24 protein-coding genes and 3 tRNA genes are annotated in these 24,986 nt (G+C 54.7%); 11 read left to right on the top strand and 16 right to left on the bottom strand.

Translation table 11 applies throughout. The features are described from left to right. Positions 1-173: 173 nt before the first annotated feature. The 4 genes from miaA (at position 174) to ilvC (ending at position 4,819) form a co-directional block, all read left to right on the top strand. Complete coding sequence (gene miaA, locus CU041_RS03715; RefSeq protein ID WP_101245780.1) at positions 174-1,142, top strand: tRNA (adenosine(37)-N6)-dimethylallyltransferase MiaA; 969 nt, start codon at positions 174-176, stop codon at positions 1,140-1,142. Positions 1,143-1,294: 152 nt separating this feature from the next. After that, positions 1,295-3,058 carry an acetolactate synthase 3 large subunit gene (locus tag CU041_RS03710; RefSeq protein WP_101245779.1) on the top strand — a complete coding sequence of 588 codons (1,764 nt, stop codon included), beginning with the start codon at positions 1,295-1,297 and terminating at the stop codon, positions 3,056-3,058. Positions 3,059-3,172: 114 nt separating this feature from the next. Beyond that, positions 3,173-3,682, top strand: coding sequence for an acetolactate synthase small subunit (gene ilvN, locus CU041_RS03705; RefSeq protein WP_369813528.1), 510 nt, complete (start codon positions 3,173-3,175; stop codon positions 3,680-3,682). Between the two features lie 117 nt (positions 3,683-3,799). After that, positions 3,800-4,819 (top strand): ketol-acid reductoisomerase, encoded by a 1,020-nt coding sequence (gene ilvC, locus CU041_RS03700; RefSeq protein WP_068519609.1) that lies wholly within the window; start codon positions 3,800-3,802, stop codon positions 4,817-4,819. Between the two features lie 97 nt (positions 4,820-4,916). Here the strand turns inward: ilvC and CU041_RS03695 are convergent, their stop codons facing one another. Next, the gene (locus tag CU041_RS03695) at positions 4,917-6,110 is read right to left on the bottom strand and encodes an MFS transporter (RefSeq protein ID WP_212733761.1); all 1,194 of its coding nucleotides are present in this window, start codon (positions 6,108-6,110) and stop codon (positions 4,917-4,919) included. Positions 6,111-6,338: 228 nt separating this feature from the next. Here CU041_RS03695 and CU041_RS03690 point away from each other — a divergent pair, with 228 nt between their 5' ends. Then, positions 6,339-7,247 carry a pseudouridine-5'-phosphate glycosidase gene (locus tag CU041_RS03690; RefSeq protein WP_101245778.1) on the top strand — a complete coding sequence of 303 codons (909 nt, stop codon included), beginning with the start codon at positions 6,339-6,341 and terminating at the stop codon, positions 7,245-7,247. A 65-nt stretch (positions 7,248-7,312) separates the two neighbouring features. Here the strand turns inward: CU041_RS03690 and CU041_RS03685 are convergent, their stop codons facing one another. Next, on the bottom strand, positions 7,313-7,978 hold the full coding sequence (locus tag CU041_RS03685; RefSeq protein WP_101245777.1) for a pyridoxamine 5'-phosphate oxidase family protein: 666 nt from the start codon (positions 7,976-7,978) through the stop codon (positions 7,313-7,315). Between the two features lie 119 nt (positions 7,979-8,097). Here CU041_RS03685 and pdxR point away from each other — a divergent pair, with 119 nt between their 5' ends. Beyond that, a complete protein-coding gene (pdxR, locus tag CU041_RS03680; protein ID WP_101245776.1) occupies positions 8,098-9,618 on the top strand; it encodes a MocR-like pyridoxine biosynthesis transcription factor PdxR in 1,521 nt (506 codons plus the stop codon). 116 nt (positions 9,619-9,734) lie between these two features. Beyond that, complete coding sequence (locus CU041_RS03675; RefSeq protein WP_101245775.1) at positions 9,735-11,219, top strand: cryptochrome/photolyase family protein; 1,485 nt, start codon at positions 9,735-9,737, stop codon at positions 11,217-11,219. Between the two features lie 37 nt (positions 11,220-11,256). Here CU041_RS03675 and CU041_RS03670 read toward each other — a convergent pair whose 3' ends face one another. Beyond that, the gene (locus CU041_RS03670) at positions 11,257-12,804 is read right to left on the bottom strand and encodes a CYTH and CHAD domain-containing protein (RefSeq protein ID WP_101245774.1); all 1,548 of its coding nucleotides are present in this window, start codon (positions 12,802-12,804) and stop codon (positions 11,257-11,259) included. Positions 12,805-13,409: 605 nt separating this feature from the next. On the opposite strand from CU041_RS03670, the gene CU041_RS03665 reads away from it, so the two are divergent. Then, positions 13,410-14,384, top strand: coding sequence for a hypothetical protein (locus CU041_RS03665; protein ID WP_101245773.1), 975 nt, complete (start codon positions 13,410-13,412; stop codon positions 14,382-14,384). Between the two features lie 48 nt (positions 14,385-14,432). Here CU041_RS03665 and CU041_RS03660 read toward each other — a convergent pair. The 5 genes from CU041_RS03660 to infA form a co-directional block, all read right to left on the bottom strand. After that, positions 14,433-14,508: transfer RNA gene (locus CU041_RS03660), tRNA-Phe, on the bottom strand. 105 nt (positions 14,509-14,613) lie between these two features. Then, entirely contained in the window at positions 14,614-14,814 is a 201-nt protein-coding gene (locus CU041_RS03655) for a DNA gyrase inhibitor YacG (protein ID WP_101245772.1), read from the bottom strand. Position 14,815: 1 nt separating this feature from the next. Further along, positions 14,816-16,216 (bottom strand): ribonuclease E/G, encoded by a 1,401-nt coding sequence (locus tag CU041_RS03650; RefSeq protein ID WP_101245771.1) that lies wholly within the window; start codon positions 16,214-16,216, stop codon positions 14,816-14,818. A 2-nt stretch (positions 16,217-16,218) separates the two neighbouring features. Continuing rightward, positions 16,219-16,800 (bottom strand): Maf family protein, encoded by a 582-nt coding sequence (locus CU041_RS03645; RefSeq protein WP_101245770.1) that lies wholly within the window; start codon positions 16,798-16,800, stop codon positions 16,219-16,221. Between the two features lie 146 nt (positions 16,801-16,946). Beyond that, positions 16,947-17,165 carry a translation initiation factor IF-1 gene (infA, locus tag CU041_RS03640; RefSeq protein ID WP_007092059.1) on the bottom strand — a complete coding sequence of 73 codons (219 nt, stop codon included), beginning with the start codon at positions 17,163-17,165 and terminating at the stop codon, positions 16,947-16,949. Positions 17,166-17,439: 274 nt separating this feature from the next. Between infA and CU041_RS03635 the strand changes: the two genes are divergently transcribed. Beyond that, the gene (locus CU041_RS03635) at positions 17,440-17,931 is read left to right on the top strand and encodes a GNAT family N-acetyltransferase (protein WP_101245769.1); all 492 of its coding nucleotides are present in this window, start codon (positions 17,440-17,442) and stop codon (positions 17,929-17,931) included. A 5-nt stretch (positions 17,932-17,936) separates the two neighbouring features. Here CU041_RS03635 and CU041_RS03630 read toward each other — a convergent pair whose 3' ends face one another. From CU041_RS03630 to CU041_RS20550, 7 genes are all read right to left on the bottom strand, one after another. Further along, positions 17,937-18,383 carry an arsenate reductase ArsC gene (locus tag CU041_RS03630; protein WP_068519598.1) on the bottom strand — a complete coding sequence of 149 codons (447 nt, stop codon included), beginning with the start codon at positions 18,381-18,383 and terminating at the stop codon, positions 17,937-17,939. Between the two features lie 6 nt (positions 18,384-18,389). Further along, positions 18,390-18,866, bottom strand: coding sequence for a UPF0262 family protein (locus tag CU041_RS03625; RefSeq protein WP_068519597.1), 477 nt, complete (start codon positions 18,864-18,866; stop codon positions 18,390-18,392). A 43-nt stretch (positions 18,867-18,909) separates the two neighbouring features. Further along, positions 18,910-20,205 (bottom strand): histidinol dehydrogenase, encoded by a 1,296-nt coding sequence (gene hisD / locus CU041_RS03620; protein ID WP_101245768.1) that lies wholly within the window; start codon positions 20,203-20,205, stop codon positions 18,910-18,912. Next, positions 20,195-20,854 carry an ATP phosphoribosyltransferase gene (gene hisG / locus CU041_RS03615; protein WP_068519595.1) on the bottom strand — a complete coding sequence of 220 codons (660 nt, stop codon included), beginning with the start codon at positions 20,852-20,854 and terminating at the stop codon, positions 20,195-20,197. Before hisG ends, hisD begins: the two co-directional genes overlap by 11 nt. 61 nt (positions 20,855-20,915) lie before the next feature. Continuing rightward, entirely contained in the window at positions 20,916-22,208 is a 1,293-nt protein-coding gene (murA, locus tag CU041_RS03610) for a UDP-N-acetylglucosamine 1-carboxyvinyltransferase (protein ID WP_101245767.1), read from the bottom strand. Between the two features lie 82 nt (positions 22,209-22,290). Further along, positions 22,291-22,845 carry a dCTP deaminase gene (gene dcd, locus CU041_RS03605; protein WP_101245766.1) on the bottom strand — a complete coding sequence of 185 codons (555 nt, stop codon included), beginning with the start codon at positions 22,843-22,845 and terminating at the stop codon, positions 22,291-22,293. 180 nt (positions 22,846-23,025) lie between these two features. After that, positions 23,026-23,187 (bottom strand): hypothetical protein, encoded by a 162-nt coding sequence (locus tag CU041_RS20550; protein WP_170310115.1) that lies wholly within the window; start codon positions 23,185-23,187, stop codon positions 23,026-23,028. Positions 23,188-23,387: 200 nt separating this feature from the next. On the opposite strand from CU041_RS20550, the gene CU041_RS03600 reads away from it, so the two are divergent. Further along, a tRNA-Thr gene (locus CU041_RS03600) sits at positions 23,388-23,462 on the top strand. Between the two features lie 29 nt (positions 23,463-23,491). Next, positions 23,492-23,566, top strand: a tRNA-Thr gene (locus CU041_RS03595). A gap of 131 nt (positions 23,567-23,697) precedes the next feature. Here the strand turns inward: CU041_RS03595 and CU041_RS03590 are convergent. Next, positions 23,698-24,981 (bottom strand): oligosaccharide flippase family protein, encoded by a 1,284-nt coding sequence (locus CU041_RS03590; protein WP_101245765.1) that lies wholly within the window; start codon positions 24,979-24,981, stop codon positions 23,698-23,700. Between the last annotated feature and the right edge of the window lie 5 nt (positions 24,982-24,986).

The following is a 24,986-nucleotide window of genomic DNA, read 5'->3' as shown; positions in this document are numbered from 1 at the left end:
ATTTGTCGCCTTTATCCGAATTGCGCCCGACTGTGGCAAGAGAACTTTGATGATCGGCGACATGCTTACGTGTTTTTTGCAGCCGGTTATTGTCCCAAATCGCTATGCCTTTGGCATCGAAGTCAATAGACTGACCGGCCTTTGACACGTGTTTGAATTTGGAAGTGCCTTTTATGTCGGCTGTGAATGCCAATTTGTCTTTTGCCCCGGTCCTGATCGTTGCTGGCCCGACTGCCAGCGGCAAATCCGCACTTGCGCTTGATATGGCCGAAGCGTTTGACGGGGTGGTGATCAATGCCGACAGCATGCAGGTCTATTCCGAACTCCGTGTCCTGAGTGCCCGCCCCGATGAAAGTGAGACGTCGCGTGCACCACACCGGCTTTATGGTGTGCTGTCCGGACGCGAGGCCTGTTCGGCCGGCAAGTGGCGCGACATGGCGATGGCCGAAATCAATGACTGCCACGCGCAGGGAAAATTGCCGATCATAACGGGCGGAACGGGCATGTATCTGAATGCCCTGACCGAGGGAATCGCCCCCATTCCCGATGTTCCGAGCCGGATTCGCGACAGTGTGACCGCCGAACTCGAGGATATTGGCCATGCCGCCTTCTTTGAAAAGCTTAAAAAGAACGATCCTGAGACCGCGGCAACACTCGATGGCACCAATACGCAACGGATGATTCGCGCTGCCGAAGTTTTTGCCCATACCGGTCGCGGGTTGGCTTCCTGGCACAAGGAACCGATGGTTCCCCCGCCCGCCAATATGAAGTTCAAAAAACTTTGTTACATGCCGCCGCGCGATATTCTTTATGACCGCTGCAATCGCCGTTTTGACCTTATGCTTGAACAGGGCGCGATCGATGAAGTCCGCGATTTGATTGCGCTTGGGCTTCCTGACACGGCGCCGGTCATGAAGGCCGTGGGCGTGCGCGAGCTTGGCGCATACCTTGCCGGCGAGATCGATTTGCCCGCCGCCCGGGAAAAATCACAACGCGAAACCCGACGTTACGCAAAGCGCCAATTGACGTGGTTTCGCCACCAGATGAGCGACAAGGAAATCATCGACGCGCAATATTCGGAAAGTTTGGCAGCAAAAATGCGTCATGATATTAACCAATTTCTGTTGACCACGCCAAAGTGAGGCGATAGGTTGGCGCTTCCCCCGCCGAAATGGCGGAAAACCGCCGTTTCGGCGGATTTTTCAACTCCAATTTGAGGATAATTGGATCATGTTTCAATCACGCGGTTATCACGCGACACGTTGTTGTCGTTAAGTAAAGAGGCTCGAAAATCATGGCAGAACGTATTTTAAGCGGTTCGGAAGTAGTGTTGCAGGCCCTTGCTGATCAGGGTGTGGAAGTCGTGTTCGGCTATCCTGGCGGCGCTGTCCTACCGCTATATGACGAGATATTTAAACAAAACCGGATTCGTCACGTTCTAGTGCGCCATGAACAGGCTGCTGTCCACGCTGCTGAGGGTTACGCCCGTTCGACCGGCAAGGTCGGCGTTGTGCTGGTGACCTCGGGACCGGGTGCGACAAATGCTGTTACGGGCCTTACCGACGCGTTGATGGATTCTATTCCAGTTGTCTGCCTGACCGGCCAGGTCCCGACCCATCTGATCGGGAATGATGCCTTCCAGGAAGCCGACACCACCGGCATTACCCGCCCGTGCACCAAGCATAACTATCTGGTGAAAAATCCGGATCGTCTTGCACGCACCATGCACGAAGCCTTCCACGTTGCATCAAGCGGCCGCCCGGGTCCGGTTGTGATCGACCTTCCCAAGGACATCCTTGTTGGCAAGGCCCCCTATATGGAGCCGGCCCAGGTTCAGCATCGCACTTATAACCCGGTCGTCAAAGGCGAACGCAGCCAGATCGAAGAAGCGCTCGAGATGCTGGCATCGGCGAAAAAGCCGATCCTGTATTGCGGCGGCGGTGTCATCAATTCCGGCACCCAGGCTTGCAAGCTTCTGACCGAATTCACCCGCATGACCGGTGCGCCGATCACGCTGACCCTGATGGGGCTTGGCGCCTATCCGGCATCGGACAAGCAGTATCTTGGCATGGTCGGGATGCACGGCACCTATGAATCGAACATGTCGATGCATGATTGCGACGTTATGGTCGCGATTGGCGCGCGTTTCGATGACCGCGTGACCGGCAACCTTGATTTCTTTGCCCCGAATTCGCAGAAAATCCAGATCGATATTGATCAAAGCTCGATCAACAAAAACGTTCCGGTCGATATCGGGATTGTTGGTGATGTCGGTCATGTTCTTGAAGACATGATCAAGATCTGGAAAGCCAAACAGTACAAGATCGATGCGACCGCACTTGATAGCTGGTGGGATCAAATCGAAGGATGGCGTGGCAAACACTGCCTGTCCTATAAGCAGCCCAAAGACGTTATCAAGCCGCAGCACGTTATCCGTCGTGTTCATGCGCTTACCCGTGATCGCAAGACCTATATCACCACCGATGTTGGCCAGCACCAGATGTGGGCAGCCCAGCATTTCGGGTTCGAACACCCCTATGAATGGATGACGTCCGGTGGTCTTGGCACCATGGGCTATGGCATGCCGGCCGCCCTTGGCGTTCAGGTTGCCCATCCCGATGCGACGGTTGTGTGCTTTACCGGTGATGCGTCCATCATGATGAACATTCAGGAATGCGCGACGATGACGCAGTATCGTCTGCCGATCAAAACCGTGATCCTGAATAACCGTTACATGGGCATGGTTCGTCAGTGGCAGCAGCTTCTGCACGGTTCGCGCTATTCCGAAAGCTATAGCGAGACCCTGCCTGACTTCGTCAAACTGTCCGAGGCATTCGGCTTTACCGGTCTGACCTGTAACAATCCGGCCGATCTTGATGATGCCATCAAGAAGATGCTCGAGATTGATGGTCCGGTGATTCTGGATGTTGCCGTGGATGACAAGGAAAACTGCTATCCGATGATTCCATCGGGCAAGCCGCATAATGAAATGCTGCTTGGGCAGGAAACCGACGGCAACGAAGCCATTGATTCCGACGAAGGGATGGTTCTGGTCTGATCCGCACCAACCAATGTGCGAGACGAACTCATCAAACCATAATTAAAAGGCCGGCGCGGGCGGCACAAAGATGCCTAAATGTGCCTCCTGGCCGAGTACTTACGGAGCGAAACCGTGAAAGAAACCGAAATCTCGAAACACACCATATCCGTTCTGGTGGACAACGAATCAGGCGTTCTGGCCCGTGTGATCGGCCTGTTTTCCGGTCGTGGCTATAACATTGAAAGCCTGACCGTTGCCGAAGTCGACGCCGATGCCCACCAGTCGCGCATCACTGTGGTTACCTCGGGCACGCCCATGGTAATCGAACAGATCAAGGCACAGCTTTCGCGTCTTGTCCCGGTTCACAAGGTCAGTGACCTGACACTTGCCGGGCCGAGTGTCGAACGTGAACTGGCACTGGTCAAAGTGATCGCCACGGGTGAACAGCGTGTTGAATCCCTGCGTATTGCCGACATCTTCAAGGCCCGCGCAGTCGATGCGACCAATAATTCCTTCGTTTATGAAATCATCGGCAGCCCCGAAAAGATTGATGCCTTCATCAAATTGATGGCGCCACTGGGGCTTTCGGAAATTTCGCGTACCGGTGTGGCTGCGATTTCGCGCGGCACACTAACGATGTGAGTTTGCCCTGCCTGGTGATCCGCACCGGGCAAGGCATCGGGATATGTTCCCGAAATCATTATTACCATCCACCACGCACAGACATAAGCGTGGTCCAACGTCCAGAGGTATCGAAAGATGCGTGTTTATTACGACCGCGATGCAGATGTTAATCTGATCAAGACCAAAAAAGTTGCCATCATCGGTTACGGTTCGCAGGGCCATGCCCATGCACTGAACCTGCATGACTCCGGCGTTAAAGAAGTTGTTGTTGGCCTTCGTGAAGGCTCGAGCTCGCGCAAGAAAGCCGAAGCTGCCGGTCTGAAAACCATGACCCCGGCCGAAGCAGCCGCATGGGCAGACGTTGTCATGATCCTGACCCCGGACGAACACCAGGCAGCGATCTATGCAAACGAACTGCGTGACAACCTTAAACAGGGTGCCGCACTTCTGTTCGCACACGGTCTGAACGTTCACTTCGGCCTGATCGAGCCGCGCGCTGACCTTGACGTCATGATGATCGCGCCGAAAGGCCCGGGTCACACCGTTCGTTCCGAATACAAGCGTGGCGGCGGTGTTCCGTGCCTGGTTGCTATCGAACAGAACGCTTCGGGCAACGCGCTTGAAGTTGCACTGTCCTATGCATCGGCAATCGGTGGCGGTCGTTCCGGCGTTATCGAAACCACCTTCCGTGAAGAATGCGAAACCGACCTGTTCGGCGAGCAGGCAGTTCTGTGTGGCGGCCTGACCCAGCTGATCAAATACGGCTTCGAGACCCTGACCGAAGCTGGTTATGCTCCGGAAATGGCATATTTCGAGTGCCTGCACGAAGTTAAGCTGATCGTTGACCTGATGTATGAAGGCGGCATGGCCAACATGCGTTACTCGATCTCGAACACCGCAGAATACGGCGACTATGTCACCGGCCCGCGCGTGATCGACGCATCGGTCAAAGAACGCATGAAAGAAGTTCTTGCTGACATTCAGGAAGGCAAATTCGTTCGTGACTTCGTTCAGGAAATGCATTGCGGCCAGCCGATGTTCAAGGCAACCCGCCGTCTGAACGCCGAACATGAAATTGAAGAAGTTGGTACCAAACTGCGCGCGATGATGCCGTGGATTGCTGCAAACCAGCTCGTCGACAAAGAAAAGAACTAAGCATCGCTTAGATCATTCTTGTGCAAACGGCCGTCCCGATGGGGCGGCCGTTTTGCTTTGTGTGCCGTACCGTTTCCTATACGGGCCCTGTCCGGGTTCAGGCCCCGTGTTTCATCTGTCGCAACGGCAGGCGCAATTCGGTCACAGCCCAGATCATCGCACACAGGATCGAGACGGTTGATCCAAGGGCCACCACAGCGGGCCATCCCCCCATGCCATAAGCAACAGCCGAGCTTGCCGATCCACAGGCTCCACCAAAGAAGTAGCTGGCCATATAGCCTGTTGTCAGGCGGCTGCGGGCTTCGGCACTCAGACGATACACCTCGCTCTGGTTTGAGATATGCGTGCCCTGAATACCAAGATCGAGCAACACCACCCCGATGGCAAAGGCCACCAGCGACCATTGCCCCCAATAGAGCAACACCCAGCTTGATATGGTGGTCAAAAGGAACCCGCCGGTGCTAAGTCGTGCCCAGCCCTTGTCAGCCAAACGGCCAGCGATGCGCGCTGCAAGAATACCGATCACCCCGATCAGTCCATAAAGCCCTATGACGGCTTCGGACATGTCATACTGGCGCACCAGCATGAAGGCCATCGACGTCCAGAAAATCGCGAAGACAGCATATTGCAACCCGCCAATCAGGCTGCGCCGCCGCAGAACCGCCTCATCCCTGAACAGATGCAGGATCGACAGATAAAGTGCGCGATAGCTGGTATGCGAGGTCGGCGGAATATTGGGAATGATGCGATAGCACGCAACCGCATAGAACGCCATCAGGACAGATGCGACAATAAAGACCGATCGCCAACCGGCGAGCTCGGCCATCACACCGGAAAAAGTACGCGCCAGCAAGATCCCCAGCAAAAGCCCGCTCATCACAGCCCCCACCGCCGAGCCGCGCTTGTCATCGGCCGCAAGGTGGGCGGCAAGCGGCACCAGAATTTGCGCCGTCACACAGGTAATGCCGACCGAAATACTGAATGCCACCAGCATCAGAAACGATGGCGCCAACCCCATGGCGAGCAATCCAAGTGCCGTAAGAGCCGACGTCACCGTCAAAAGTTTGCGCCGTTCGTGATGATCACCAAGCGGGACAACCGCAATCAAGCCAGTCAGATAGCCAAGCTGCGCAACCGTCACCAGAAGTCCGGCGCTGGTTTCACTTAACCCGTATTCGCGGGCCAGCAATTCAAGAAGCGGTTGCACGTAATAAAGGCTGGCGACAGACAGGCCACTTCCGACTGCCATGAAGGTCAGAAGTCCGCGCGTCAGGGTGAGCTTGGCATGCATTTCAGATGGACTTTCACAACGTGGTATTGTTTCAGGATATCCATCAAATCAGTTGCTTACAATCGGATCGCTGGCACAAGTCCGTTGCAACAGGGGCAACGATATACCTGCCCGCGCAAGGCAGCCATTCCCAATGCATGATCAGATGGCGTGGTTTGGGCTGGATTTATCAGGCCCACCTGTTTAATTCTGGCCTTTAAAACTTTAACTTCAAGACGAGCAGATTGAATGTCTGACTATATCGATATCGCCCCCGAGGTCGCAGAAGCCCTGGCAAGCGGCAAGCCGGTTGTGGCCCTTGAATCCACCATCATTTCGCACGGGATGCCTTATCCGCAGAACCTTGAAACAGCACAGGCTGTGGAACAGGATGTGCGTGATAACGGTGCGATCCCTGCCACCATCGCCGTGATTGGCGGTCGCTGCAAGATCGGCCTGTCGCCCGAAGAACTCGAATATTTTGCCAAGGGCACGGATATTCTGAAGCTGTCGCGTCGCGATATTCCATATTGCATTGCCAAGAAACGCGATGGTGCGACCACGGTTTCAGCAACCATGATTCTGGCAGAAAAAGCCGGCATTCGTGTCTTTGCGACTGGCGGCATCGGTGGTGTTCATCGTGATCTCGCCGGCAATTTCGATGTATCGGCCGATCTGACCGAACTTGGCAAAACCAGTGTTGCGGTTGTCTGTGCTGGGGCCAAGGCGATCCTTGATATCCCCAAAACGCTTGAGCATCTTGAAACGCTTGGCGTTCCGGTTATTGCCTATGGCACCGATGAATTCCCGGCATTCTATTCGGTCGAAAGCGGTCACAAGGCACCGCTTCGCCTTGATAGCCCGGAAGATTTGGCGGCGTTCCTGAAATCGAAATGGGAATTCGGTCTTGAAGGCGGTGCTGTGATTGGCAACCCGCCAGAAGCCGACAAGGCACTGGCCCGTGAAGCAATCGAAGGCGCGATTGATGATGCATTGGCCGAAGCGCAGAAAAAAGGCATTCACGGACGTGATGCCACCCCGTTCCTGTTGGCACGTGTCACGCAGCTGACCGAAGGCAAAAGCCTTGAAGCCAACATTGCCCTTGTGCGCAACAATGCGCGCCTGGGCGCAAAGATCGCGGTTGCCATGGCAGGCTGATCAAACAGATCGCTATCCGAACAGACGAAGGGCTGGTAAATGATTGCCAGCCCTTTTTCATTTAATCACGAAGATGTCCGAAGATATCCCTGCCCCTCGAACCCGGGTTTGATGCGGGTATCGTCAATCGGGGTGCCCCAGTGGGTCGTACTGGGCAGGATACCGGCCCATACCGGCCAGTCATAATCGTCGTCATCATCGACCGGATCGCCGGCGCGAACCTTTGCCGAAACCTGTTCAAGATCAAATCCAAGGAACATCGTGGCTTTGAGTTCCTGTTTGTTTGGCTGGCGGATTTTATCCCAGCGCCCCGGTTCAAGCTTTTCGACAAACAGGCGCGAATGTTCCATCTTGTCGGCGTCATCGGTTACAACCGCGCCCTTGCCATAAATGATGACCGACCGGTAATTGGCGGAATGATGAAAGGCAGAACGCGCCATCACCAGACCATCAAGATGGGTGATGCACAGGCAGGCTTCTGCGCCATCGGCAATCGCCGCCAGAATGCGGTTTTTTGACGCACCATGGATGTAAATCCGTTCACCCACACGCCAATGCGCGGTCGGGATCATGGCCGGACGACCATTGACCACCGTGCCGACATGACAAATCAGCGCATCATCAATAATGCCGTGCACAAGTTCACGGTCATAAGACGCGCGTTTGGGTCCGCGGACAACTTTGGTGTGGGGATGGACTTCATATTGTTCGGGCAAGGTCATATCAGCCATGGCGGTCTCGTTCTTTTATTCGGGTGGCAATCAATGGTGCCATCATCGTTAGAATTGGACTTTTAAAAAGGTCCATTATAGTAAAAATGATAGATCCAATTTAACCCGCAGGACCGCCGATGCCACGCAGTGATTACAGCTGGATTTACCCAAGCCAGATCGACGGGGACAATGAGCCCGGCGCAACCACGGCCTATCGCAGGCTTTATCACGGCATCCGGTCGGCCATTCTGGACGGGCGGCTGCATCCCGGGGAACGGCTTCCGGCAAGTCGTGATCTGGCAAAGTCACTGGGAATATCGCGCAATACGGTGGTGACCAGTTTCGATTTGCTGACATCGGAAGGATATCTTGAAACCCGTATTGGTGCTGGAAGCTTTGTTGCCCGCTCACTCCCCGATCGTGACATGCAAACCGTGTCACAAACCGGAACGGCCCCGTCGCGAGGATCGGACGCGCGCGCATTGCATCTTAGTCAAAGCGCATCACGGATGCTGGCATATCAGCGACGGTTTCCGCGTTTTCGCGTTGCCCGCCCGTTCAACCCGGCAACGCCGGATCTGGACGGTTTCCCGTTTGACATGTGGGCGCGCCTTTTGCGCCGCGCCTGGCGTGCGCCGAATATCGACCTGACCATTCCCGATGATCCGATGGGATTGCCGCAATTGCGGGCGGAAATTGCCAAATGGCTGCGCCAGTCGCGCGGGGTTAATTGCCACGCCGATCAGGTCATGGTGGTTTCCGGTGCCCAGCAGGCACTCGATCTGATTGCCCGTGCCCTGGTTGATCCGGGCGATATCATCGCAACCGAGGACCCCGGTTATGAGGGCATTCGCGGAGTTCTGGCATCAAGTGGCGCCATTGTGCATCCGGTGACGGTCGACGATGAAGGGTTATGTGTTGCACGGTTATCCCAAACGCCGTCCCCGTCCCGGGTGATTGTGACCACCCCGTCGCGCAATTACCCGTTGGGCACCACATTGTCGCTGTCGCGGCGACTGGCACTTTTGCAATGGGCACAGGCCCATGACGCCTGGATTGTTGAAGACGATTACGACAGCGATTACCGCTATGACGGGCCGCCACTTTCATCGCTTCAGGGGCTCGATACCGATCATCGGGTGATTTATGTCGGGACGTTTTCACGGGTCCTGTTTCCCGGTATTCGGCTTGGCTATCTTGTTCTGCCACCGGCATTGATCCCGGCTTTTCGTGGCATGCGCGGCTTTGCCGACGGTGTTCCGGCACCAACGGCACAGGCGGCCCTTGGTACATTCTTTGCCGAAGGACATTTTGGCAGTCATGTCCGCAAAATGCGGATGCGATACGGGGAAAGACGCGCCCATCTCAAAGATCTGATTGCAAACAGCGCGTCAGGATTGCTTGCGGCAATGCCATCGGATGGCGGATTGCACCTGTGCGCCCGACTGACAGGTGGCCATGACGATATATTCATTCAGGAAAAAATGGTCGAGGCCGGTTTGGATTGCCGGGCTCTTTCATCCTATTACCATGACAAATCACCCGAAAATGCAGAAACCTTGCCCAAGGGGCTGGTTCTTGGATTTGCCGGCTGGGATAAAAACCAACTTTCTGACAGCTTCGGTGAACTGATCGAAATTCTGAAACGTAATGCTTGATGTACCCCGAGCCAGAGAGAGTGGCGTGACATCCCCTCAATACGCTGTCACAGTCACGACACTCTCTCCCCTCCGGCTTTGAAATCCCCGCAGGACCACAAACTTCAGGAATACCAATGACCCAACGCCCGATCGCCATCATGTGGTTTCGCAACGATCTGCGTCTGGCAGACAATCCTGCCTTACGTGCGGCTGTAAAGTGGGCGTCCGAGCATGACGGTGCGGTGCTGCCGGTTTTTATTCTTGATCCGGTCATTGACGGTCAGCTTGGCGGGGCAACGCGCTGGTGGCTTGAAAAAAGCGTGTCTGCCCTTGCGCAAGGCATTGATGGCCTGGCGGCAAAGTCACCAACCAAAACCCCATCCTTGCGTCTGTTTCACGGTGACGCGCATGGGGTTCTTGAGACCATCATCGGGTCGTGCAACGTCAAGGCGGTGTTTTGGAACCGTCTGTATGACAAACCATCAACAGAACGCGATACCGACATCAAATCCGCATTGTCTGATCGCGGCCTGACATGTGAAAGCTTCAAGGCCAATCTTCTTTTTGAACCGTGGGAAGTCAAAACCGGTAACGGCACTGATTTCAAGGTCTATAGCCCGTTCTGGCGGGCCTGCCAGAAATTTCCACCGCCCCGTACGCCAATTGCCGCCCCGGACACGATTGCGCTGTGCGATGCTGACCTTGGTGACGAAGTAAGCCTTTCGGCCCTTGATCTTGGCCCCAAACCGTTTGACTGGGCCGGTGGCCTTGCCGAACGTTTCACCCCGGGTGAACAAGGGGCAAAAGACCAGCTGTTTGATTTTATCGATGATCGTCTGGTTGATTACGCCGATCTGCGCGACCGGCCAGACCGCCGGGTAACGTCCGAGCTTTCCCCGCATTTACGTTTTGGCGAAATCAGCCCCTATCAGGTGTGGCATAGCGCGAACCACTATGCCGATGCCCATCCGGCACAGGGGAAAACTGCGTCAAAATTCATGTCCGAACTGGGATGGCGCGAATTTGCCCATCACATTCTGTTTCATGCCAAAGACCTGCGATCCGTGCCGTTGCAGGGGCAGTTTGCGCATTTTCCATGGTCAGAAGATCAGGACGCCCTTGAACGCTGGCAAAAAGGCCAAACCGGTTTTCCCATTGTCGATGCCGGCATGCGCGAACTTTGGCACACCGGCTATATGCATAACCGGGTCCGGATGATTGTCGGTTCGGTTTTGGTCAAGCATCTGCTGATTCATTGGCGCGCGGGGCTGGCATGGTTTGACGATACGCTTGTTGATGCCTGCCCGGCCAATAATGCCTTTTCCTGGCAATGGATTGGTGGATGCGGGGCGGATGCGGCCCCGTATTTCCGCATTTTCAACCCGGTACTTCAGGGTGAAAAGTTTGATCCGGCCGGTGACTATGTCCGTCAATGGGTTCCGGAACTGCGTGACATGCCCGAACAATACATCCACAAACCGTGGGAAGCATCACCCTTGATCCTCAAGGCCGCTGGCGTCCGTTTGGGCACCGACTACCCCGAACCGGTTATCGGCGTCAAAGAAGGCCGTGAACGCGCCCTTAGCGCCTATCAGGACATGAAGCAGGCGGCATCTTAGGCACCCGGCTTCACCCGCCCCGCAGCAAACGGGTCATTTACTTCCAGAACAACTTTTGTTCTGTGAAGTTCTTGCAGGCTTCTTCAAGGCCAGGAAGTTCATGTTCGACGCGTGCGCCAAACCACCCCGACACCAGTCCGACCGCAACATGCCCGTCAGCTGACAGGTCGGGCGTCAGGGCCGAAAGCCTTGCCTCGGCAACGGCGGCGTCCTGAAGCTGTCCCAGAATTTGCTGCATCGATGTCAGTCTGGAGCGGAACTTTTTGACCTTTTTGGCCGGATAGACCGACCCGAAAAACTCGGTCCCATAGCGCATCTGTTTGACATCAAGGCGCAAGGCATGAAGTTGCGGCGTAGTGAGTTCGGCGACATTTTCGCCCCGCTTGGTGACCCGCTTATAGGCCCGATCAAGAAGCGGTGTTGCCAGATCAGTGACCGGGGATGCCATTGCCTTCATCTGTTCGGCACTGGCCCCTGATGCCCAGCGCGAATAACTTGCCCAGGCCCCCAGGATCAAAAGAAGCTGACCATATTCCGGCGCATCAAGCATCACCCGGGCCGCGTCCAATGCCTTGGCACGCTGTTTTTGGGCTGCGATGCGCAATTCGGCAACGCCTTGGTGATCGGGGAAACGTTCTTCGATCAGGGGCAGGGTCTCGCCCAGGAAAACATCCCAATCGCGCAAACCATCGAGCCCCTTGCTGCATGATTTAAGCAAACGGCGCAGCAAGACGGCCTCGCCAGCCGGAAGGTTTCTTTTGAAAAGGTTCAGTGCGACCCGCAATCGACGCATTCCGATGCGCATCTGATGGCAGCCTTCAACATCAAGATCCTGACGAACACAGACCTCGTTGCTGAGAATCATCCGAAGCCCCTGCCCCAGCATGGTGCGAAATGCCGTTTCAGCCGACATGTCATCGGTCAGTTCAACCGGGGCCGCGCGGTACGCGCCGGGGCCCCGATCAAGATAAAGGTCACGCCCGCGCGATGCCTTGGAGCGCATGCTTAACAACAACGGAACCGTGCGCTGCAGTTCAAGTGCGAGATCAAAAAGTGCCGCCGGATGGCCTTTTTTAAGTTCAAACTCGACCTCGGAAATCGGAACTTCCTTTTCACCTGATCGCACCACGCCCTGATCGATCGCCAGTTCCATGACGGCATCGCGATAGGTCAAATCAACGGCACTTCGTTTCAGGTCGCTTTCGAAAATACGGTCGATCTTCTTTTTTCGGGCAAACTTGTTCAGAAGTTTTTTGACGTCCTTATCGGTAAACAGATCAAGATCAAGCACACCGTCTTCGAGTTCCACCGTCCATTCATGACGCGATGGCAGTGCTTCACGCAGGCCGTTGGACGTCTTGACCGTTTGCTCCCAGCCTTTGGTGCCTTTTTTGCGCACGCGGATCGCAAGCCCCTTGTTGGCAAGGGCAAGCTTGGGCGTGTCATGGTAAATAGAGACAAGATGCGTCGTCATCAGACGCCGACCTTCCTTGACCTCGCGCAGGACCGGCGCGTTCTTAAGGCGCGCAACGTGTTTCGGATCGATCCGAAGTTTCAGTTCGATCTCGATCTGCTTCTCAGTCATGTTTGTCCCCTGGGCATCCAGTTTTCGGTGACGCGGGAGCCACCGGTTCGTTACGCGAACTCCGATAACATTTTGCTGCCGTCTGATTTCAAAGCGTACCGGAATGTAAAATTTCCGCAACAAAAGGTGCAAACACCAACAAAATCAAGCTCTAAAACCCCGAACAAACTTTCGGACATGGAGTGGCTTTCATTTGAAAAGGATTTTGGGGAATTCGGTTCATTTCTATCAGTTCACTGCATAGAGGCGGTCAGAACAGAGCCACGACCCAACTTCGGCGCACCAATAACATAGCTGTCGTTAAGACGATTCTGTTCACTTCTCCTGCTTTGTATATGTAAGGGTCGTCGGCGCCTAAGAGGGTAAATTTCTCCATCAGACACGAACTTGAAGTTCCTTAAATTCGCCTCGCTCTCGATGAACCGATGCTACGCTTCGCGCGATCATAGCAATATTTACATTACCTACATTGCAATTAGTGATTGTATGCGTTTGTATGAAAGTCTGTGTTGTCGATAAGGTGTTCATTAGTATTCCATGAATATCATCGCACACGGCGTCGACCATCAAACATCACGTCAATTTTAGAAGTGTCAGAATTTCTTATGGTTAATAGAAACTTAGTAATCGCAATAGCTGCTGGATGTTCACTTGCTCTCTCCGGATGTCAAACCACACAGCAGAACACATTTTCCGAATGGAAAAATATTGGTTCTGAACAAGCGCGTTTTAATGCCCTCACTGTCCTAAATGTACCTGTAAGCGCCGTTCAGCAAAGGTCACGTAACAACGGGCAGGTGCTGGACGAAGACATCACCTTGGCTTGTGGCCAGGGACAAGTTCATATCGAACACGTCCCCACAGGCTGGTTCAGTACTGCGACGATTTCATCGTTAAAAAGCAGAGATGCTTTTGAATCCAAAATATTAAAAACTGCAAAACCGGACACCAAACTGGAAGGTGTTACCTATGTGGAAAACGAGACAGGAAGCAAAGCAGGATACTTTGGCAACCTCGTAACACCTGACGGAGAATCATGTCAGGTCGCCAAGTTTGGTATTCGCGGAAAAAAAGAACTCACCTTTGACAACGACAGAGGTGCAATCGATACATATGTTGAGATGAAGTATTGTGGTGATACGGCACTAGATACGGAGTCTTTTATTTCTTCTCTTCAGCTCTCAAAGTACAGCAACCCAACTTCCCCAGCCGAACCGGGCAGCACGATAATCTCCTGCCCGACTGTTTACGAGACCGCCGCCAACTCCGACCCGCTTGATAATCAGCGACAAGCGGAAATGACGCTTATCTGGCCGGGTTCATTCTATGGCAGCCAAAAGTTGACCATCGAGTACAACAAAGTCGCGGGCGCATTCAATGTGGCCCTGTCTGATACCAATCAATGTAAGGGGCATTACGCTGCAAAAAGCCCGGAAACTCCGTTCGAAGCGCGCTGGTGGGTGCTTTGCGATGATGGTCAGTCGGCAAGAGGCTACTTTTACCCGGAAAACGCAAAATCGCTAATGGGTAAGGGTCAGGATGCGAAAGGTGTCGAAATACTTCTGGGAATCGAGCTTTAGAAAACAAAAAACCCGGCCATAAGGCCGGGTTTTTTTGGCTACCGAAAGTGGTGCCCAGGGGCGGACTCGAACCACCGACACGCGGATTTTCAGTCCACTGCTCTACCAACTGAGCTACCTGGGCAAATCCGACTTTCGTCTCCGTCTCCGGAGTGTTCCCTGCGGAACGAGCGGGGTTATACAAACTCCTTTGGGGCTTGTCTAGCCTCAAATCGCATTTTTTTTGCGATTAAAATTCTTCTTCATCTTCAAGGTCTTCCAGATACTCCGGCGGCTCGGTCGCGGGAATTGCATAGCTTTCATTCAACCACTTCCCAAGGTCGCGATCCGCACAGCGTCTGGAACAGAACGGCTTGTATTTGTCGTCTGCCGGCTTGCCGCAAACCACGCACTCGGAGCTGACTGTTTTCGTTGTATTTTCTTGGGTCATCCTAATTCTTTTCCAACCGGTAACTATCGTTTTCAAGGGCCGGATCGGCCAGGATTTGCGGGACCGTTCCAAACACCCTGATCAGTATCTGGCGCGCATCGTCACTTTCAGCAAGTCTTTGCGCAATGTCACTGGCGACATACAAACGCACCGTTCCCGCCAGTCCCGCGCGACTTTCCCCGACCACATTTCGCAAGACATTGTTCAATGCCGAAACAGCATTAAGCTGTGCCTGATCCTGTTTGACCAGAATCCGTGCTGCCAGCGATTCGCCGGCGCGCTGACGGCTGAATTCATAAAGACCCAACCTGGTAAATCCGCCAATTTGCACGGCACCATCAAGTTCCGGCCCAAACGCGGCCTTGATCGCGGCATCGAATTTGTCACGCCCGGCACGGCTTTTCATCCGCAACGGATCAATCACCACAAGACCGCCAATATTGCGCAGCCTGATCTGGTGGACAATTTCGTCCGCAGCCCGCAGATTGATGTCTATTGCACGGGTTTCCGGATCACGTCCGCTATCTGCGCCGGCCCCATTAACATCAATCGCACATAACGCTGTTGCCTGATCAATTGCGATCCATCCGCCCCCGGCAAGGTGGACTTTTGAAATCAGGGCATTGGCAATATCGGCCTCGATATCGTGACCATCAAACAGCAAACGTGACCCGCCATGACGCAACAGATGATCTTCGGCCTTTCCGCGTGCCTTTAACATGCCGCGCAATCGAACAAATTCATCGACCCCGTCGACCAGGCATTCCTGCCCCGCCATCAGATGGCGTTCGATCATCTGATCTAGTTCCGACTGCGCCTTGCAGACCAGCAACGGTTTACGCGGGTTTGCCAGTGCGGCCTCGGCCTTTTGCCACTGGGCGCTTAGCAGCCGGTATTCACCGGCAATCGCGTCTTCGTCCCAATCTGTGGCACCGGAACGCAACATGATGCCATCGTCGTGTGACTGGATGTTTTTCAGGATCGCAAGCAGGTTGGCGCGCTGTTGCGCATCTTTGAGTTTTCTGGGCAGCTCAATCAGTCGACCACCAGGACGCAAGATCATCCCGACACCTTCGATCGCGATGCGCCCGGTCAGTTTCACGCCCTTGTCTTCAAAACCAAGGCGGGCGATCTGAACCACAACCCACTGGCCTTCGTGCAACGGGCCGTCATGGCGGTCAAACGGTAACAAGCCGCCTTCCAGACCGTCAAGCGCAACCATTGCGGCCGCCATTTCAGGAAGAATTTTGGACACACGTCCAAGATGGATATCAAACCGTGCCGGGCCGCCGCGATCAATCCACAGACGGCAAAGGCGGTCATTCCTGATCAGCGCGACCCTGCGTTCAAGCGCAATCGCATCAATCAGCAGGCGGTCCCGGTTATGTCCGCCAGCCGACATGATCAGACCTCTTTTGTTTGATAGCCAAGGCCGCGCAGCAGACCATCCACCTCGCACAGTGACAGTCCGACCACATTCGAATAGGACCCGGAAATCGCCTTTACAAAGGTTGCCGCATGTCCCTGGATGGCATAGGCGCCTGCCTTTCCTTTCCATTCATCATGCGACAAATAACGATCCAGATCTTCGTGCCCGAGATTTCTGAATTTGACTTGCGTTTCGATCACACGCGACCGTTCCGTGCCATCCGGTGCAATCAGGCATATGCCACCATAAACACGATGGCGACGCCCCGAAAGCAGTGTCAGGAACTTGCGGGCTTCGGCCTGATCCCCGGCCTTGCCCAAGGCCCGGTTGCCGCATGCGACCACCGTGTCCGCCGCAAGCACAAAAGCCCCGCCATTGCCTTTTGCAACAGCACGGGCTTTTTCCTCGGCAAGGCGAAGCGCCAGCCGGCGCGGACTTTCATCGGCCGTGGGTGTTTCGTCGATATCTGCCGGGACCACCTGATCTGGCACAATTCCGATCTGCGCAAGCAGCTCAAGACGGCGCGGCGATGCAGATGCCAGTATCAGTTTCGACAAGACGTAGCTCCCGGATATCGGATCTTAAACCGTGGGATTGACGTGCTCAAATATGCACATCCCCGTAAACAGCAACAAGTTGCCCTGGGCGCAAAGGGTAAACTGCGCGCCAGACAAGGTCAATTTGCGCTGGAACTGGTTCCAGATTACTTGAAACGGAAGGTGATACGACCTTTGGTCAGGTCATAAGGGGTCATTTCGACGCTGACACGGTCCCCTGCGAGAACACGAATACGGTTCTTGCGCATTTTACCCGAGGTGTGGGCAAGGATTTCGTGGTCATTGTCCAGCTTCACGCGAAACATCGCATTGGGCAGAAGTTCAACGACGGTGCCCTGAAACTCGATAACGTCTTCTTTAGCCATGTGACTCCTAGCTTTCGTATTGCAATATCAAAATACCGGTGGGGCGCAAACTGCTCTGAACCGGGCAAAAGGTCAAGTTCTTTCGCATGTCATGGTGGGCGTCTCAGCACTGCATCTTTGGCATGGCAGCAATATTTGATCTGACCGGTGCGGGGTTGCGACCATTATCCGGATTGGCAACAAGTCCACATAAATGGTGATTGATCCTTTGCCCCGGCCTTGTGCCCGCGTATTGTTCCAACAACCAATCGCCCCGTTTCAAAGGAAAGTACGGATGCCCAGCCACCCGGAAATTCGTTTGGCCCAAAAGCCCGACGCCCCCGCCATCCATGCCATGCTGCTTGAAATTGCCAAAACTACCGGCTGTGAGGACAAATTCAGAAGCACGCCCGATGATTTGGTCCGTGACGGCTTTGGCGAGAGCCCGGCATTCGAGGCATTGATCGCAACCGATCACCAGACGCCGGTCGCGGTTTGTGTGTTTTTTCCCAGCTATTCAACATTTCGCGGCAAAGCCGGGCTTTATATCCAGGACCTTTATGTCGCGCCGTCTCATCGCGGGGGCGGTTTCGCCCGGCATCTTGTTGCCAATGTCGCCCGCCGGGCACGCGCGTCCGGCAAAAGTTATATCAGGCTGTCGGTTGATGCCGAAAATATGGTGGGCCAACGATTTTACGAAAAACTTGGGATGCGTCACGCAACTGATGAACGGATTTTCGTTCTTGATGGACCGGCATTCGACCATCTGGCAACAGAGGCCAGCTGATCTTTCTAGATTTTCGGTGCCGGGCCGACCGGGAAACGGTCAAGGATGCGCTTTTTGATCTGATCGCGGACCTGACGATAGGCATCAAGTCTGGTTTCGCGCGATCCTTCGATCATGGTGGCGTCAAAGGTATTCCAGAATTCGACATCACAGGCCATCGTGCGGGTCATCTCCACCGCACGGTGCTGGGCCTCGGGCGACATGGTGATAATCAGGTCAAAGAACCCGTCTTCGAGCTGATCGAATGTCTTGGATTTGTAGGATGAAATATCGAGCCCGATTTCATCCATCACGGCGATGGCAAAACCGTCAACATCGCCCGCACGTACGCCGCAACTTTCAACATAAACGCGTGTTCCGTGATAATGACGCAACAACGCGGCCGCCATCACGGAACGAACGGCATTGTAACTGCAGGCAAAAAGAACCGAGCCGGGAAGTTCTTCTGCCACGTCGCCTTAACCCCGGATGTGAAGAACACAAATCAGCGTAAACAGGCGACGGGCCGTATTTTCATCAATCGTCACCTTGTCGGTCAGAAGCTCGCGCAATTGCTCCGACCCTTCGTTATGCAGGCCGCGCCGCGCCATATCGATCGTCTCGATCTGGGCTGCACTCGCCTTCTTGATTGCGTCATAATAGCTTTCGCAAATCATGAAGTAATCTTTGACGATCCGGCGGAACGGCGACAAAGGCACGGGAATGGTGGTCAGGTTTTCACTGTCATCATCGCCACGCACATCCATATAGATGCGATTGTCTTCGATGCGCATATGAACCGAATACGGGCCTTCGAACCCGCCAGCGGGCTCGAAGTGATTTTCTTCCAGCAGGTCGTAAATTGCCACAGCCTGCTCGTGCTCGACCTCGGGACGGCGACGCACCTTGTATTTTTCATCAAGATAAATACCGGCGATACACTGATTTGAAGCCATGGCTTTCTCCCTGCGGTCCCCTTACGCGCTGCACTGCAACAGCTTACATCTGGTTTGACCGGATCGCTACTGAAAGTCCGTGTGCCTGCAAACCTTCACTTTCTGCCAGTGCAATTGCGGCCGGCCCGATTTTGGCAAGGCTTTCGGGTGTGCACTTGATCAGCGACGAACGCTTGATGAAGTCCAGAACCCCAAGACCGGAAGAAAACCGTGCCGAACGGGCGGTTGGCAGAACGTGGTTCGGCCCGGCGACATAGTCACCAATGGCTTCCGGCGTGTAACGACCCAGGAAAATCGCGCCGGCATGATGAATGTCTTCTGCCAGGGCGTCCGGGTCATCGACCGCCAGTTCAAGATGTTCCGGTGCGATCCGATCCACAAGGGCCGGAGCCTGCGACAGATTTTCGACCAAGACAATTGCACCAAAGTCGCGCCAGCTTGCGCCCGCGATTTCTGCACGTGGCAACGTTTCAAGATGCGTATCAATGGCTTGTTGCACGCGATCGGCAAACCCGGCGTCATCGGTAATCAGAATCGACTGCGCAACCGGATCATGTTCGGCCTGCGACAACAGATCGGCTGCGACCCAGCTTGGATCGTTGCTGCCATCAGCAACCACAAGGATTTCCGACGGACCGGCAATCATATCAATGCCGACCTGACCGAAAACGCGACGCTTGGCCGCGGCAACAAAGGCGTTGCCCGGACCAACGATCTTGTCGACCGGCTTGATGGTTTCGGTGCCATAGGCAAGGGCTGCGACCGCCTGTGCGCCGCCGATACGGTAAATTTCGTCGACACCGGCAATACGGGCCGCGGCCAGAACCAGCGGGTTCATTTTGTTGTCCGGGGTCGGCACAACCATGACAAGGCGTTCAACACCGGCCACCTTGGCCGGGATCGCATTCATCAGAACAGATGACGGATAGGACGCCAAACCGCCGGGCACATAAAGACCGGCTGCTGAAACAGCGCGCCAGCGCCAGCCAAGCTCAACCCCGGCTTCGTCGGTGTAACGTTCGTCTGCCGGCATTTGCTTGGCGTGATAGGCGCCAATGCGTTCGGCGGCCAGTTCCAGCGACTTAAGCAAGTCCGCATCAATATCGGCAATCGCGGCATCAACTTCGGCAGCACTGACCGCCATGCCCTTGGCATCGATATTCAGACGGTCAAAGCGATTGGTATATTCACAAACGGCTTCGTCACCGCGTGCGCGAACGTCGGCGATGATATTGGCAACAGCGGCATCAACATCGGCATCCGATTCGCGCTTCATGCCCAGAAGCTTGACAAAGTCTTCCTCGAAATTGGCGTCCGTAATGGAAAGCTTAAGCGGCATTGACTACCTCGGAGAAACGGTCGATCCAGGGCTGAATATCAGTCGGGCGTGTCTTAAGAGCAGCCCGGTTCACAATCAGACGCGATGTCACATCGGCGATATGTTCAATCTCGCGCAGACCATTGGCCTTAAGCGTGTTGCCGGTCGAAACAAGATCGACAATACGACGGCACAAACCAAGCGTCGGGGCCAGCTCCATCGCACCATTAAGCTTGATGCATTCGGCCTGCACACCGCGGGCCGCAAAATGGGTCCGGGTTACGTGCGGATATTTGGTGGCAACACGAACATGCGACCAGCGTGACGGATCATCGCCATCAATCATGTCTTCGGGTTCGGCAACAGCCAGGCGGCAATGCCCGATATTCAGATCCAGCGGCGCGTAAATATCGGGATAGTCGAATTCCATCAGGACATCATTGCCGCAGACACCGATATGGGCGGCACCAAAGGCAACAAAGGTTGCAACATCAAAACTGCGAACACGAATGATATCGATATGCGGATGATTGGTGGCAAACCGAAGTGCCCGGGATTTCGGATCATCAAATGCCGCTTCCGGTTCGATCCCGGCGGATCGGACCAGTGGCATCACCTCGTCAAGAATGCGCCCCTTAGGCAGGGCAAGCACCAACTTTTCGTCACTCATAAATCAGTCGCCTTACGCGTTTGTCTGTTGTCCCGATCGCTGTGCGATCACCACCGGCAAATCAGGCCGGAACGCGGACACGTTCGATTTGCGCCCCACAGGCCGCAAGTTTTTCTTCAAGCCGCTCATAGCCGCGATCAAGATGATAGACACGGTTAATAACCGTCTCGCCCTCGGCTGCCAAGCCCGCAAGCACCATGGATACCGATGCACGCAGATCGGTCGCCATCACTTCGGCACCTGAAAGCTTTGCGCTGCCGCGTACGATTGCGGAGCGGCCATGCACATTCACATCCGCCCCCATGCGTCCCAGTTCAGGCACATGCATGAAGCGGTTTTCAAAAATGGTCTCGGTAATCATCGAAGCGCCATTGGCAACCGACATCAGCGCCATGAACTGGGCCTGCATATCGGTCGGGAACCCCGGATAGGGTTCGGTCATGACATCAACACCGCGAAGGGTCGCACGGTTACCCCGTACTTTCATGCCGTCAGCAGTTTCTTCGATTTCGACGCCGGCCTTGCGCATCGCATCAACCAGGCTTTCGATCAGATCCATGCGGGTTCCGGTCAACTCGATCTCACCGCCGGTGATGGCCGCTGCAATCGCATAGGTGCCGGTTTCAATACGATCGGGTACAACCGAATATTCCGCACCATGCAGGCGCGGTTTGCCGGTAACTTTCAGGGTGTCAGTGCCGATACCCTCAATCTCCGCCCCCATTGCAACAAGGCAATGGGCAAGATCCGCGACCTCGGGTTCGCGGGCAGCATTGGCAATCGTGACAACTCCATCGGCAAGCGACGCCGCCATCAGTGCATTTTCGGTCGCCCCGACGGAAACCTGCGGGAACAGGACATGCCCGCCTTTCAGGCCTTCGGGTGCGCGAGCTTCGATATAGCCCTCTGTAAGGTGGATTTCAGCCCCCATGGCTTCGAGTGCCTTGAGATGCAGGTCAACCGGACGGTTCCCGATCGCACAACCGCCCGGCAGCGACACACGGGCAATCCCGCAACGTGCAACGATCGGACCCAATACCAGAACCGATGCCCGCATTTTACGGACCAGGTCATAAGGTGCCGTGGTCGAGGTGATTTCCTTGGCGGTCATTTCCAGAACGCGGCCAGTGTGCCCGCCATTGGGCGCATGCCCGTTCAGATGCAACGCAACACCATGCTGGGCGAGAAGATTCGCCATCGAGGTGATGTCCGCCAGATGCGGCAAGTTGGAAAGGGTCAGCGTTTCATCTGTCAGCAGGGCGGCTGCCATCAGGGGAAGTGCCGCGTTTTTGGCGCCGCCAATTGCAATTTTGCCCTGCAACCGGCGACCACCGGAAATCTTGATCTTGTCCATTCAATCCTCTTTGTGCTGCGCTTGCTCGCGCAGCGAACGCGCGTCTTGGCATCTTGATGCCAGATTGGTTGCCATGCCTTTATCACAGACGCGGCAATGTGACACCTTTTTGGCCCATATATTTCCCTGCGCGATCCGCATAGGAGGTATCGCATTCGCTTTCGGCTTTCAGGAAAATGAACTGACAGGCACCTTCATTGGCATAAATACGTGCCGGAAGTGGTGTCGTGTTTGAAAATTCCAGCGTCACATGGCCTTCCCATTCGGGTTCAAGCGGGGTGACATTGACGATAATGCCGCAACGGGCATAGGTCGATTTGCCAAGACAGATCACAAGCGTGTCGCGCGGGATGCGGAAATATTCCACGGTGCGCGCCAGTGCGAAACTGTTGGGCGGGATCACGCAGACATCGGTCTGGCGATTGACGAACCCGTTATCGGAAAATTCCTTGGGATCGACAATGGCCGAGTCGACATTGGTGAAAATCTTGAACTCGTCGGCAACACGGGCGTCATAGCCGTAAGAACTGACACCATAGGAGATCACGCCGTCGCGCTTGAAGCCGTCAACGAACGGCTCGATCATGCCCTTTTCCTGCGCCATCTGGCGTATCCAGTGATCCGGTCTTACCGACATAGTGCCACCCCTTTGTTGCGAAACAGTCCCTGTGCTTTTCTGCACCTTCGGTTTTACCCGTGCCTGACCTTCAAGATCAACCAAACGATACGCCGTTACGCGCTTTATGGCTGCTTGGTGCGATCGCACCGCTTTGGGGCCGACGATAACGGGTGGCAGCTTCGCAATCTGGTTGCTCAGCTACTCGTTCGAACTGCCTTTGGTATCAGAGTCGCCAGCGCTCTCCTTGCGCGATCGCTGCTGTTGTTTGCGCTTGGCCAGATTGGCACGAAGAGCTTCGGCCTCACGCTTGAGGCGTTCTTCATTCACCGCCGGGCGGATATCGGATTTCTTTGCAGTCATGGTTCGATTTGGGTTCCGGTGTGCGTACGGGTTCAATCCTTGGACCTGTTATAAAACAGCAGGCGAAAAATTACAGCCGATCTTGACGAAAACAGGGCGAAAAGCAGCCTTGGACAATCATTCGGAAAACTTCGCATATTTCGGGCTTGACCAATTGCTGATCCGTGGCCTATAACCCGCCCGCACCGCATGGGGCATACGCTGCTGTAGCTCAGGGGTAGAGCACTCCCTTGGTAAGGGAGAGGCCGGGAGTTCAAATCTCCCCAGCAGCACCATCCCCCACCGGATTGCCTGATGATATCGGGCTGCTGTAGCTCAGGGGTAGAGCACTCCCTTGGTAAGGGAGAGGCCGGGAGTTCAAATCTCCCCAGCAGCACCATTTCCCCAAAATAGATCGCCAATGATGGCAAATGCCTGATGCGCCGCAGTTTGCAGAAATCGCATCATCACGTTTCATGCAGTGGACAACTGCCAGCAGACTTTGCGCTATGGCGAGAGCGTGCTGGCAGGTTACCTGGCGACCAAATAACGCAATGACAGTACCGTCGGATCCACCCCAAGCGTCTTGCGGCACAGGATTGCAAGGATTAGTGGATAAACCGCAACTATCAAGGCCGCCACCCACACCGCTGGAACAAGTCCACCAAAAGTCATCGATATGGCCCCCAGAACTATCATGGCAGTGGCAGCCGAGCATACGACTGTTCTCGCCACTTTGTGATGCCCCGTCATCGTAAGTAAGGCTACGGCGGGTCCTGCGGCAGCATAAAGCAAATACGCCCCCAACATGATCCGCAACAATGGAACTGCCGTTACATATCCGTCACCAAAGAAGCCTAGCAACTGTGGAGCAAGCAGAACAAATCCTCCGCAGACAGGCACGGCGACAATCATCGTAAATGCCGATGCGCGTGCCACCAGCGCTTGCAATTCTTTAGTATTATTTCTGGACATTGCTTGAGACAAGAAAGGTGTGATGATTGATTGCACTGCAGTCAAGGCAAATATAACGAGCATTGCCAGTCTTATAACTGCACTCATTTCACCGGCTTCAGCAGCTGAAAGTAGGACACCCGCGAGCAGAATAGGTGCCTGATTCAGGAGCGCTGTTGATGACTCTGAGAGCAGCAGGTTAATACCGTGAGATAACCATTCGCGCAAATGCTTGGAGCGCAAGGTTATCCGCCCGCCCCAGTTTACCTTTCTGTCAGACACTACCAGGGCGATACTAACCGACAAAGACATTCCAAGAGCGATACTGTAAGCAAGACCAATCCCGAAATTCCCAATGCTTGGAATCCAAAGGAAGTGCATGGTCAGGATGAGTGCCATAAAAACAGCTGGCCTTACGATCGCCTCACCGACCACAGCCCGCGAAACGTTCCCGTCTGCACGAATTATGTTTTGGAATACGCCCAACAATGCTGCCAGCGGTAAAGCGGTGGCAGCTGCTGTCGCGACAGGCACCGGAAAACCGCGAAAATAATGCAGCATTACCGCAAATGAAATTGCACTAACGACGGATAAAAACAGGGTTATTCCGATTGCTGCGCGCTTTATCCCTCCTGACGCAGAGAGCTGCCCCTCCGCACGATATTTCGGAAGGAAACGCACAATCGCAACATCAAGGCCCAGCGTGGTAATCTTGGCGCCGATTACAACCACCCCCAGTACCACGCTAAAGAAGCCAAAGAGTTCCTTGCCGCCATAGCGCGAGATAAACACGCTGGCCAGAAACATCATGCCCGCCGAAAATGCATTGGCGAACAGCACGAAGATCGCGGCAAATTTCAAGTTAT

The sequence above is a fragment of the Thalassospira povalilytica genome (assembly GCF_002844235.1).
Classification (GTDB): Bacteria; Pseudomonadota; Alphaproteobacteria; order Rhodospirillales; family Thalassospiraceae; genus Thalassospira; species Thalassospira povalilytica.
The sequence above is the reverse complement of the archived record's forward strand: the minus strand, read 5'-3'. Positions and strand labels throughout refer to the sequence as shown.